The following is a 12,630-nucleotide window of genomic DNA, read 5'->3' on the forward strand; positions in this document are numbered from 1 at the left end:
CCGACCAGGGTCGGCATCTACCGAAGCACTTCGCGCTCCAATACTCCATCACGCAACCGGTACTGCGCATCGACCACGCCGTCGGGCAGCTCGTCGTGGGTGATCATCAGCAGGCTGCGCCCGTCCAGAAGCCCGGAAAGATCCTGCAGCAGCGCGCGCGCGGTATCCACGTCGAGGCCTTCGGTCGGTTCGTCCAGCAGCAGGATCGGCGCAGTTCGCAACAGCGCGCGCGCCAGCGCCAGCCGTCGCGCCTGGCCTGCCGACATCGTTGCGCCGTTCTCGCCGACCCAGGCCTGCAGGCCACCGTTGCGCTCGGCCCAGTCACCCAGGCGCACGCGACGCAGCACCGACCACAACGCGGCATCGCTGGCGTCGGGATCACCCAGCCGCAGGTTCTCGGCCACCGTGCCGGCAAACACCGGTGCGTTCTGCGGCAGCCAGGCGAGCTGGCGGTGCCACTCGGCCTGGGCGACGTCGCGCAGGTCACGGCCACCATAGGTGATTCGCCCCTGTTGCGGATCCCATAGCCGCAGCAGCAGGCTCGACAGCGTGGTCTTGCCACTGCCACTGTCGCCGCGAATCGCGATGCGTTCGCCCGGCGCCAAGGTCAGCTGCAGGCCGGACAACACCGGCCGTGCTGCACCCGGCCACTGGAAATGCACGTCATCCCAATGCACGCGCGCCGCCTGCGGCACCGGCTGCGGCGCCTGCGGATCCTGCACTGTCGGCGGTTGTTCGACGATGGCCTGCAGGCGATCGGCAGCAATGCGCCCGGACTGCAGCGACTGCCAGGCCAGGCCCATGCCGGCCCACAGTTCGATCAGCGCCACGGTCAGGAACACGAGGCCTGCGGCCATTTCCGGCGCGATGCGCTGCTGTTCGGCCGCATGCAGGGCCAACGCCAGCATCGCCACCAGCCCCAGCCCGGCGACCAGGCCGTGCAGGGTCGAGGCCGCGATCAGACGCCAGCGCCGACGACGATCCCGCGAGGCCAGCTGCTTGGCGGCCACGCGCACCTTCAGCTGCCAGGCCGCATCGGCATGCAGCGCGGCCAGATCACCGGCCCCTTCCAGCCCTTCGAACGCGGCGGTGCGCAATGCGGCGCGGTGCGCGGCACGGTCCGCCTCTTCATCGTCGTGGCCACGCACGCCCAGCCACGGCACACCGAAGGCGATCAGCAGTGCCAGCACCGCCAGCAGCATCGCTGCCGCCGGCAGGATCAACGCCGCCGATACAACTGCAACCAGCGACAGCGCGCCCAGCGCCACCAGCGGCCCGATCGCACGCACCAGCAGCCCATCCACTTCGCCGATGTCCCCCAGCAACCTCGCCAGCAGCTCGCCGGTACGCGTGGCCCCCAACCGTGCCGGGGCAAGTGGCAGTGCGCGGCGGAAGAACCACACGCGCAGGTCACGGGCAATGCGCAGCGTGGCATCGTGGCCAACCAGCTTTTCGAAGTAGCGCGACACGATGCGCGCCATGGTCAGGCCGCGGATTCCGGCCGACGGTGAGAAGAAATTGAAGCCCTGGCCGAGGCCGGCTGCACCTGCCAGCGCGGCTGCGGTGAGGAAGCCACCCGACAGGCCGAGCAACGCGGTGCCTGCCAGCATGGTGGTCCACAACAACAGCACGGTCAGCAACAGGCGCGGGCGATGGCGCAGGAACACCGCGCGCAACGAATCGGGCGAACGGCTCATGCGCGCACCGCCTGTGCCGGCTCGACCAGGCGGCCTTCCGGCAACAGCAGGCAACGGTCAGCCCACGCGATCACCGCCGGGCTGTGGGTGGCGACCACCACGCTGCGCCCGCGTGCATACGCGGCCAGGCTGCGCAGCAGGGCCGCTTCGGTATCGGCATCGAGGAATGCGGTGGGCTCGTCCAGCAGCAGCACCTGCGGGTCGCGCAGCAGCAGGCGGGCCAGGCCGATGCGGCGGGCTTCGCCACCGGACAGGCCGAAGCCGCGCTCGCCGATCACGGTATCCAGCCCCTGCGGCAGGCGCTGCGCGAACTGCAGCACCTGCGAGGCCTCGGCCACCGCGCGCAGCCGTGCATCGCTGGCACCGGGATCGGCCAGGCGCAGATTCTCGGCGATGCTGCCATGGAACAGGTACGGTCGCTGGCTGGCATAGGCCACCTGCACGCCGGGCCGCAGCTGCAGCTTGCCGGCACGCGGTGGCAACCAGCCGGCCAGCGCCTCCAGCAGCGTGCTTTTGCCGGAGCCGCTGGGACCGACCAGGGCCAGGCGCTGGCCCGGCTCCAGCAGCAGGTCCAGATCCTGCAGCACATCCTGCGGCGCACCCAACGGGCGCAGCACCAGCCCTTGTGCCTGCAGTGGTGGCAAGGCGGCCTCGGCCGGCTCAACTGCCAGCGGTGCAACCTCGTTTTCGATCAGGCCCTGCTCGTCCGGCAGCGACTGCAGCAGGCGCTCCACTTCGGCGGCGGCAGCCAGTGCATTGGCACGATCGTGGTAGTGCGCGGCCAGCCGTCGCAGCGGCGCATAGAACTCCGGCGCCAGCAGCAGGCAGAACAGGCCCGCGCCCAGTGTCGGCACCGCTGCATGCAGCGACATCATGCCCAGATAGCTCAGGCCCAGGTACAGCGCCACCATCGCCACGCTCACCGAGGCGAAGAATTCCAGCACCGTGGACGACAGGAACGCGATGCGCAGCACCTTCAGCGTGCGCACGCGCACGCCTTCGGCGGCAGCCTCGATGCCCTCCAGCTCGGCGTCACCGCGGCCATACAGGCGCAGCAGGCCCAGGCCCTTGATCCGGTCGGCGAAATGACCGCTCATGCGCGCCAGCTCACCCAGCTGCGCGCGGCCGGCGGCTTCAGCGCCCCAGCCCACCAGCATCATGAAGAACGGCACCAGCGGCGCGGTGAACAGCAGGATCAGTGCCACCACCCAGTCGACCCAGGCCACGGCGGCCAGGATCAGCAGCGGCACCACCACCACTTCGGTGCGTACCGGCAGGAAGCCACTGTAATAGCTGTCGATCGCATCACCGTGGTGCAGCATCAGTTCGCCCAGTTCACCGGTGCGGCGCTGCCGCAGCCACAGCGGGCCATGGCCCAGCAGGCGCGCGAACACGCGTTCGCGCAGTGCCAGGCGGGCGGCATCGGCCACGTCACCGGCAGCGGCCTGGGTGGCGCTGCCCAGCAAGGTGCGCAGCACCAGGATCACGGCCAGCCCACCCAGCACCGGCAGCCCCGAGGCCAGCGGTGCGCGCTCCACCAGTACCTGCTGCACCAGCCAGGCGATGGCGGCGGCCTGGCCGATCAACAGCGCGCCGGACAGGCTGATGCACAGGGCTGCCAGACGCTGGCGGCCCCGGGCGGAGCGTGCCAGATCGGCCAGCCAGGCCGTGCGGACACGCCGCTGGCGGGTGGTTTCAGCTTCCGGGGACAGGCCGTCGGGGGTCGTTTCGGCAGCGCTCAAGGGGTCTTCACGGGCAACGGGGGAGACACGGCATTGTAGGCGCAGGCAATAGCCGGCCTCTGCGGCCAGCGGTCGCAGTCTTCATCAGGTTGGCATACGATCAACCGGGGCACCTGTTCATACATTGATCTGGATCAAGGCTGTTTGAAGTAGTCGGTCACATCATTCACGTCGTAGACCACCCTTCCCGCCACCTGCAACGGCACTATCCACGAGGTAGCCAGGCCATGATTGATCAGACAGTCGTAGAACTGTCGCGGCTGCAATTCGCGCTGACCGCGATGTACCACTTCCTATTCGTACCGCTCACCCTCGGCCTGTCCTTCATGGTGGCCATCATGGAGAGCGTGTACGTGATGACCGGCAAGGAGATCTGGCGCAGGATGACCCTGTTCTGGGGCGTCCTGTTCGGCATCAACTTCGCCATGGGCGTTGCCACCGGCATCGTGATGGAATTCCAGTTCGGCATGAACTGGTCCTACTACAGCCACTACGTGGGTGACATCTTCGGTGCGCCGCTGGCCATCGAAGGCCTGATGGCCTTCTTCCTGGAAGCCACCTTCGTCGGCCTGTTCTTCTTCGGCTGGAACCGCCTGACCAAGGTCAAGCACCTGATGGTGACCTGGCTGATGGCGCTGGGCACCAACCTGTCGGCCATCTGGATCCTGATCGCCAACGGCTGGATGCAGAACCCGACCGGTGCGGTGTTCAACCCGGAAACCATGCGCATGGAAGTCGTCGACTTCATGGCCGTGGTGTTCAACCCGGTGGCGCAGGCCAAGTTCGTGCACACCGTCAGCGCCGGCTACGTGACCGGCGCGGTGTTCGTGATGGCGATCAGCGCCCTGTTCCTGCTGCGCAACAAGCACAAGGACCTGGCCCGCCGTTCGTTCGCGGTGGCCGCGGCGTTCGGCCTGCTGTCCTCGCTGTCGGTGGTGGTGCTGGGTGACGAGAGCGGTTACGCCGCCAGCGAGCACCAGAAGATGAAGCTGGCCGCGATTGAAGCGATGTGGGAGACCGAGCGTGCGCCGGCCGACTTCACCGCCTTCGGCATCCCGAACCAGGAAACCCACCAGAACGACTACGCGGTGAAGATCCCGTACCTGATGGGCCTGATCGCCACCCGCTCGTTGAACCAGCCGATTCCGGGCATCCTGGAACTGGTCGAGCGCGCCGAACACCGCGTGCGCGGCGGCCAGCTGGCCTACGGTGCGCTGGAGCGCCTGCGTGCGAACAAGAACGACGTCGAGGCACGCGAAATGTTCGACCGCCATTGGCAGGACCTGGGCCACGGCCTGCTGCTCAAGCGCTACCGCGATGACATCCTCAACGCCACCCCGCAGGAAATCTCGCAGGCGGCGATGGACACCGTGCCGCGCGTGATGCCGCTGTTCTGGACCTTCCGCGTGATGGCCGGCCTGGGCTTCTACCTGATCGCCTTCTTCGCACTGGCCTTCTACTACTCCTGCCGCAACAACTTCCAGGACAAGCGCTGGTTCCTCAAGCTGGCCCTGTGGACGCTGCCGGCACCGTGGATCGCGATCGAATGTGGCTGGTTCGTGGCCGAGTACGGTCGCCAGCCGTGGGCGGTCGATGGCGTGCTGCCGACCTTCTATGCGGCATCGGGCCTGGCCCTGCATGAAATCGTGCTGACCCTGGCCGGCTTCACCGCGATCTACACCGCGCTGATCGTGGTCGAGATCAAGCTGATGCTCAAGGCGATCCGCAAGGGCCCGGACGAGGTGCTGCCGTCGCTGCAGTCGCCCCAGCCGCATGCTTCCCACAATGCCTCGGCGCCGGCCGCCGGCCAGGCCTGAGGCAGGAGAACCAAGATGGATTTCATTCTTCTGGACTACACCACGCTGCGCGTGATCTGGTGGCTGCTGCTCGGCATCCTGCTGATCGGCTTCGCCGTGATGGATGGTTTCGACCTCGGCGTAGGCACCCTGCTGCCCTTCGTCGCCCGCAACGATGCCGAGCGCCGGCTGGTGATCAACACCATCGGCCCGGTCTGGGAAGGCAACCAGGTATGGCTGGTGCTCGGTGGCGGTGCGATCTTCGCCGCCTGGCCGCCGCTGTATGCGGTCAGCTTCTCCGGGTTCTACCTGGCGATGTTCGTGATCCTGTTCGCCCTGATCCTGCGCCCGGTCGGCTTCAAGTTCCGCAGCAAGATGCCCAGCGAGCGCTGGCGCAACACCTGGGACTGGGCGCTGTTCATCGGTGGCTTCATCCCGGCGCTGATCATGGGCGTGGCGGTGGGCAACGTGGTGCTGGGCGTGCCGTTCCACTTCGATGACAGCATGCGCATCTTCTACACCGGCTCGTTCTTCGGCCTGCTGATGCCCTTTGCGCTGCTGGCCGGCCTGCTCAGCGTGTCGATGCTGGTCGCCCACGGTGCCGCCATGCTGGTGATCAAGACCGACGGCCCGGTGGCCGAGCGTGCGGCCCGCTTCGGCAGCATCGCGGCGATCATCGCCTTCGTGCTGTTCGCCGTCGGTGGCGCCTGGGTGGCATTTGGCCTGCCGGGTTACCAGATCACCTCGCAGGTGGTCACCGATGGCGCCACCAATCCGCTGCTGAAGGCGGCCGAACTCGGTGCCGCCGGTGGCTGGATGCGCAACTACAGCACGATGCCGGCCACGATCCTGGCCCCGCTGCTGGGCCTGGCCGGCCTGCTGGCCAGTGCGGTGCTGCTGCGGGCCCGTCGCGGTGGCCTGGCCTTCATCGCCTCCGGTGCGGCCATCGCCGGCATCATCCTGACCGTCGGCTTCGCCATCTTCCCGTTCCTGCTGCCGTCCTCGAGCCAGCCCACTTCCAGCCTGACCGTGTGGGATGCCTCGTCCAGCCACCTGACCCTGTGGATCATGCTGCTGGCCACGGCGGTGTTCCTGCCGATCATCCTCGCCTACACCACCTGGGTGTATCGCGTGCTGAAGGGCAAGACCACCACCGATGAGATGGGCAACAACCCGAACGCATATTGATTGCTTGCACGTGTGCCGACCAACGGTCGGCACCTACCCGGAATGAAGGAGACTGATCATGTGGTATTTCGCCTGGATTCTCGGTGCCGGCCTCGCCTCGACGGTGGCCATCCTCAACGGCATGTGGTTCGAGGCCCGCGAGCAGAACCGCATCGAGAAAGAAAATCGTCGCTGAGCCGTAAAAAAACCTTGCCGCCTTGGCCTTCACACGGTATCTTAGGCGGCTCCTTCGGGGTGTAGCTCAGTCTGGTAGAGCGCTACGTTCGGGACGTAGAGGTCGCAGGTTCGAATCCTGTCTCCCCGACCACTCACGTGGTCGCATTGAAGCCTGGTGAAGTCGTCCAGGCTTTTTTGTTCCCTGAAGTGGCACTGCTTCGGCAGTGTGAAGAAACGGCATTTACCCCTTGCCGCCATCGGGGTAAATCGCTAGAATAGGCGGCTCCCTTCGGGGTGTAGCTCAGTCTGGTAGAGCGCTACGTTCGGGACGTAGAGGTCGCAGGTTCGAATCCTGTCTCCCCGACCACTTCGGTGGTCACCAAGAAGCCTGGAAGACATCACTGTCCTCCGGGTTTTTTTGTATCAGGCGCCTGGCCGCCCGCATGACGGGACCTTGCTGGAACGCACACGTACAATGGCCGCGCTGCCGGCCCACCTGCAGCCCCTCCCCCACCTGCCGCTTCGGCGTAGACCGATGCCGGCGCTGCATGCCATTGCCTCGGCGTGCGACACCTGCAAGGACCACCGATGAGTTCCTCCACTTCCGATTCGCCGTCGCTGCTGCACGGGCGCGTGCTGGCTTTCGCCGCCATCCTGCTGGCAGCGATCAACCTGCGCACCGCGGTCACCTCGATCACGCCGCTGCTCGACGTGCTCGGCCAGCAGTTCGGCTTCGGCACCACCATGACCGGTGTGCTGGGCATGCTGCCGACCGCCTCGTTCGCGCTGTTCGGCGTGGCGACGCCGGCACTGGCGCGGCGCCTGGGCCTGGAGCGCACCACGCTGCTGGCGATGGTGATGGCAATGGCCGGCCTGCTGCTGCGCTCCAGCGCCGGCAATGTCGGCACGCTGCTGCTGGGTTCGGTGGTGGCGCTGGCCGGCATGGGCATCGGCAACGTGGTGGTACCGCCGCTGGTGAAGCGTTACTTCGCCAACAAGGTCGGCACCATGAGCACGCTGTACATCAGCGTGCTGCAGCTGGGCACGATGCTGCCGGCGCTGCTGGCGGTGCCGGTGGCCAATGCCGCGGGCTGGCGCGTATCACTGGGCATGTGGGCGCTGCTGGCGCTGGCCGCCGCGCTGCCGTGGCTTGTGCTGGCCAGGCGCGCGCCGAAGCCGCAGGCCGACGCCACCGACCCCGCCGCACAGCCGCATGGCAAGGTCTGGCGCACGTCGCTGGGCTGGAGCATGACGCTGATGTTCGGCATGACCTCGCTGATGACCTATTCAATGTTCACCTGGCTGCCGCGCATCGTGGTCGAGGCCGGTGGCACGCCCGCCTTCGGTGGCGTGATGGTGGCGGTGTTTTCGGCGCTGGGCCTGCTGCCGTCGCTGGTCATTCCGTCGATGGCGGTGCGCATGCAGAACCCGTTCCCGCTGGTGCTGATCGGCTTCTTCTCGTTCGTGATCGCCTTCAGCGGCCTGCTGCTGGCACCGATGAAGGCGCCACTGCTGTGGGCCTGCCTGCTCGGCGTCGGCCCATCCACCTTCCCGCTGGCGCTGACCCTGATCAACCTGCGTACCCGCACCCCGACCGGCTCGGCGGCCCTGTCCGGCTTCATGCAGGGCGTGGGCTACAGCTTCAGCTGCCTGGGCCCGTTCCTGGTCGGCTGGCTGCACACCGTCAGCAACGGCTGGACCCTCCCGTTCAGCTTCCTGTTCGGCTGCGCCACCCTGATGCTGTGCGCTTCGTGGGTGGCCTGCAAGCCGCGCAAGCTGGAAGATCTCTGGTGATCATCCGGGGCGGCCTGCCGGCCCCGACCATCGCCGATCAGTCTTCACGCGCATTTTGACGCCGGGCTGACAATTCCGGGCGGATAGTGCCCACGAATGCCCATCCTTGCCGCGTGCCGGCATCGGGCATGGGGGCGGCCGCGCCGCCCAGGCCACCACTCGGTGTGCGGGGGACTCTCGTTTCAGACAAGACATTGCAGGTTGCTGTCCCGGTTCCGCCCATCCCTGCTGGATGGGAGTTCGCGAGGGGAGTGACGCAGGCCACGGCCATCCCAAAATCTGGCATGTGATGTGCGTCACATTTTTCAGGTTGTCTGGTTCGGAAGCCAAGGGGGTCCCCAATGGTTGTCCACCGCCGGCTGGCGCTCTGCGTCGGCCTTGCCTGTACTGCCCTGGCCTGGGCCAGCAGCGCTGCCCCGCCCGATCGCGAGGGGGCCCTGGCCGAGATCGGCCGCTTCCGCGACCAGGCCCGTTGGCTGGATGCGCTCGGCGCGATCGAGCGCGCCAGCCAGCAGCAGCCCAACGACGACCTGCTGTTCAAGCTGCGCGTCCTGACCCTGGGCGACATCGGCAATGCCTGGCGCGCCTGGGAGCTGTACCAGCAGCGCCCGCAACTGTTCGACGCTGCACAGAAGCAACGCATTGAAGGCGACTACCTGGCCAAGCTGGTGGTCTGGAGCCTGGCCTACAGCAGCAGCGAGGACAGCCGCCTGGAGGAGGCCGAATCGACCCTGGCCCGCATGCAGCGCTACCTCGGCGGCGAAGGCACGCCGCCCGCGCAGGCACCACTGCGGATCCGCATGGACCGCCTGATCCTGCTCAACCGGCTGGGCCGCCATGCACAGGTCCGCGCGGAAGCCCGGGCACTGCAGGGCGAAGGCCACACCCTGCCCGACTACGTGCTGCCCGCAGTGGGCGATTCGTTGATGGGTTCCCTGCACCCGGAAGAAGCCATTCCGGTGCTGCAGGCCGCGGTGGCCGGCGACCCGACACGCGACGCCTCGCATTCGGAACTGGCCTACGCCTACCTGGAAAGCGAGCAGCAGGAAAAGGCGATCGACCTGCTGCAGGCATGGCGCGACAAGGAGCCGGCGTGGCGCTGGAGCAACGGCAAATCGCCGTACGCGAACTGGTCCCGCTACGAGGCCGACCTCAACCTGGCAATGGTGCGCGCCTACAGCGGCGACCTCCCGACCGCGCAACGCGATCTGGAATCTATGGTCGACATCGCACCGGGCAACGGTGGGCTGCAGAGTGCGCTGGGCAGCGTCTACATGATGCGCGGCTGGCCACGCAGGGCACTACAGCGCCAGCAGATGGCACACGCACTGGACCCGCGCGACATCGAACCACGGCTGGGCATGCAGGAAGCCCATGTCGCCCTGCAGCGCGACGACCTCGCGCGCCCGCTGCACGACGACCTGGTCGCACGCTACCCCACCCAGCCCGCCGTGGAACGCATGGACCAGGCCTGGCGCGCACATCGCGGCTGGCAGCTGAAGGCATGGACCGACATCGGACGCAGTTCCGGTGGTGGTGGCAGCTCGCCATTGGGCAACGACGACCGCCGCTATGGCATGGAGGTCCAGACACCCATACTTGACGATCGCTGGCGGCTGTTCGCCTTCGCCGACCGGCGCTCGGTTGATTTCCAGGACCAGCGCATCGATCCACTGTGGCTTGGCGCAGGCGTACGCTACCGCTTCGGTCGGCTGGATGCGGAAGCCGCGGTGCTTCGCGCCAACGACCACATCGGCGATACCGGCCTGCGCGCCGGCGCCGGCTGGCAGGTCAATGATTACTGGCACGCAGGCCTGGTGGCCGCACGCCATGATCCGGATGCTTCGATGCAGGCGCGCGTGGCCGGCATCACCGCCAACAGCGTCAGTGCCCAGGTGGACTACCGGCGCAGCGAACGCACGCACTGGATGTTCGGCGCCAGCCGCTTCCGCTACGACGACGGCAACCATCGCGAACTGTTCAGCACCCGCCTCGAACAGCGCCTGCTGACCCGCCCACGGTGGCTGATCGATGGTTTGGCCAACGCTTATACCAGCCGTGGCAGCCGCGACGATGCCCCCTACTTCAACCCGAAGCGCGATCGCATGATCGAGATCGGCCTGCGCATCGACCAGCAGCTGTGGCGCCACTACGAACGCCACTTCCGGCACCGGCTGACGGTCTCGCTGGGTGACTACTGGCAGGACGGCTTCGGCAGCGCGCTGGTCCCTTCGGTGTCCTACATGCACGAATGGCAGCTGGGCCAGGGCCGCGTGTTCGAGTACGGCATGCGCTGGTCGCGGCCGGTCTACGACGGCCACCGCGAGCGTCATCTCGGCTTCGAAGCCGCACTGCGCTGGGGAGAGTGACATGGCCCGCATCCTGCGACTGATCGTGCTCCTGCTGCTGGCCATCACGCCATCGGCGTTCGCGCAGCAGCCCGTGCATCTCGATGCCAACGACAACGGCCTGCTGATCCTCAGCTACCACGACATCCGCGATAAGGTCGCGGCCAAGGGAGATGCTGATACCTATGCGGTGAGCACGCAGAACTTCGCCGCCCATCTGGACTGGTTGGGGGCACATGGTTACCACCCGGTGTCGCTGTCGCAGGTGATCGATGCGTCCCAGGGGCGCGCCACGCTGCCACCGAAACCGGTGCTGCTGACCTTCGACGATGGCCTGCGCAGCGTTTACGACAAAGCCTTCCCGTTGCTGCAGGCCTACCGCTACCCGGCGCTGGTGGCGGTGATCACCGACTACGTGGACATGGCGCCTGGCCGCAGCATCGACTACGGCTACCGCCGGTTCGGCCGCGATGACTTCGTCACCTGGGCGCAGTTGAAGCAGATGCGTGACAGCGGCCTGGTCGAAGTGGCCAGCCATACCGACGACCTGCACCACGGGGTACTTGCCAACCCGCAGGGAAACTCCACGCCCGCCGTGGTCACCCGCGTCTACAGCCCGGCCACGCACAGCTACGAGAGCGAGGCGCAATACGAACAGCGCCTGCATGCCGATCTCTCGCGCAGCGCGCAGCGCATCGAGCAACACCTGGGCGTGCGCCCGCGCGCGATCATCTGGCCCTACGCGGCCTACAACCGGATGAGCAACGACATCGCCGAACAGCTGGGCATGCCGGTCTCGTTCGACCTGGAGGGCCGCAGCACCCCGGTGGCCAGCGACCTGCATGGCCTGGCGCGCTTCCTGGTCAGCGACAACCCGACGGTGGAAGGGCTGGCCTACGAGCTGCGCCGCGATGCCGCGCTCGATGGCATCCGTGCCCTGCAGATCGACCTGGATGATGTGTACGACCCCGACCCCGCGCAGCAGGCGCGCAATCTGGATGCGCTGATCGAGCGGGTCAAGCGCATCGCACCGACCCACGTCTACCTGCAGGCATTCGCCGATCCGGACGGCAACAACACCGCCGACGCGCTGTACTTCCCCAACCGCCACATGCCGATGCGCGCGGACCTGTTCAGCCGCGTGGCGTGGCAGCTGAAATCCCGGGCCGGCGTAAAGGTCTACGCATGGCTGCCGGTGCTCGGGTTCGAACTGCCCGATCCGGTGCAGCGGAAGGCATTGGCGATCCGCAACGGCGATCCTGATGGCATGTACCGGCTGGACTTCACCAACCCGACGGCGCGCAGGATCATGCTCGACATCTACGAGGACCTGGCGATCAATTCCTACTTCGAAGGCCTGCTCTTCCATGATGATGGCTACCTGCGCGACACGGAACTGCCGGCGCTGGCGGCCGGCGACGATGGCAGCGCACGCACCCGGGCGCTGATCGACTTCACCCTGGCCCTGCGCGACAGCGCGCAGCGCTGGCGGCCGAAGCTGGCCACCGTACGCAACCTGTACGCCGAGCCGGTGCTGCGTCCGCAGAGCGAGGCCTGGTTCGCGCAGCGGCTGGACATGTTCAACAGGGCCTACGACCAGACCGCGCTGATGGCGATGCCGTGGATGGAAGGCAGCAAGCATCCGGAACGCTGGCTCGACCAGCTGCTGGCCGCGGCGCGTGCACATGACCCACAGCTGCAGCACACCCTGTTCGAACTGCAGACCGTCGATTGGCGCAGCCGCCAGCCGATTCCCGCCGAACGCCTGCGCGCGCAGATCCGCCAGCTGCAGGCGCAGGGCGTGCACCACTTCGCCTGGTACCCGGACGATTTCATCGCCGACCAGCCTTCCACCCGCGATGCCCGCGCGGCGATGTCCGCCGGCACCTTCCCGTACCCGGAGAAGTGA

Annotated in this window: 8 protein-coding genes and 2 tRNA genes; 8 read left to right on the top strand and 2 right to left on the bottom strand. The window is 67.2% G+C overall.

Features of this window, described 5'->3' with window-relative positions:
• Window positions 1-17: 17 nt before the first annotated feature.
• Window positions 18-1,697 carry a thiol reductant ABC exporter subunit CydC gene (gene cydC, locus ACYKG1_RS14255; protein ID WP_478470779.1) on the bottom strand — a complete coding sequence of 560 codons (1,680 nt, stop codon included), beginning with the start codon at window positions 1,695-1,697 and terminating at the stop codon, window positions 18-20.
• A complete protein-coding gene (gene cydD / locus ACYKG1_RS14260) occupies window positions 1,694-3,439 on the bottom strand; it encodes a thiol reductant ABC exporter subunit CydD (protein WP_478470780.1) in 1,746 nt (581 codons plus the stop codon). The genes cydC and cydD overlap by 4 nt, the downstream gene beginning before the upstream one ends.
• A gap of 227 nt (window positions 3,440-3,666) precedes the next feature.
• On the opposite strand from cydD, the gene ACYKG1_RS14265 reads away from it, so the two are divergent.
• The 8 genes from ACYKG1_RS14265 to pgaB all read left to right on the top strand — a co-directional run bounded on the left by ACYKG1_RS14265 (window position 3,667) and on the right by pgaB (window position 12,630).
• Complete coding sequence (locus tag ACYKG1_RS14265; protein WP_049423960.1) at window positions 3,667-5,256, top strand: cytochrome ubiquinol oxidase subunit I; 1,590 nt, start codon at window positions 3,667-3,669, stop codon at window positions 5,254-5,256.
• Between the two features lie 15 nt (window positions 5,257-5,271).
• Window positions 5,272-6,423, top strand: coding sequence for a cytochrome d ubiquinol oxidase subunit II (gene cydB / locus ACYKG1_RS14270; RefSeq protein WP_100473383.1), 1,152 nt, complete (start codon window positions 5,272-5,274; stop codon window positions 6,421-6,423).
• Between the two features lie 58 nt (window positions 6,424-6,481).
• On the top strand, window positions 6,482-6,598 hold the full coding sequence (gene cydX / locus ACYKG1_RS14275; RefSeq protein WP_005410354.1) for a cytochrome bd-I oxidase subunit CydX: 117 nt from the start codon (window positions 6,482-6,484) through the stop codon (window positions 6,596-6,598).
• A 55-nt stretch (window positions 6,599-6,653) separates the two neighbouring features.
• Window positions 6,654-6,730, top strand: a tRNA-Pro gene (locus ACYKG1_RS14280).
• Between the two features lie 139 nt (window positions 6,731-6,869).
• Window positions 6,870-6,946: transfer RNA gene (locus ACYKG1_RS14285), tRNA-Pro, on the top strand.
• Window positions 6,947-7,167: 221 nt separating this feature from the next.
• Window positions 7,168-8,373 carry a CynX/NimT family MFS transporter gene (locus tag ACYKG1_RS14290; protein ID WP_262082728.1) on the top strand — a complete coding sequence of 402 codons (1,206 nt, stop codon included), beginning with the start codon at window positions 7,168-7,170 and terminating at the stop codon, window positions 8,371-8,373.
• A gap of 341 nt (window positions 8,374-8,714) precedes the next feature.
• Window positions 8,715-10,742, top strand: coding sequence for a poly-beta-1,6 N-acetyl-D-glucosamine export porin PgaA (pgaA, locus tag ACYKG1_RS14295; protein ID WP_478470781.1), 2,028 nt, complete (start codon window positions 8,715-8,717; stop codon window positions 10,740-10,742).
• A gap of 1 nt (window position 10,743) precedes the next feature.
• A complete protein-coding gene (gene pgaB, locus ACYKG1_RS14300) occupies window positions 10,744-12,630 on the top strand; it encodes a poly-beta-1,6-N-acetyl-D-glucosamine N-deacetylase PgaB (RefSeq protein WP_478470782.1) in 1,887 nt (628 codons plus the stop codon).

The sequence above is a fragment of the Stenotrophomonas sp. 85239_Sma genome (assembly GCF_056481725.1).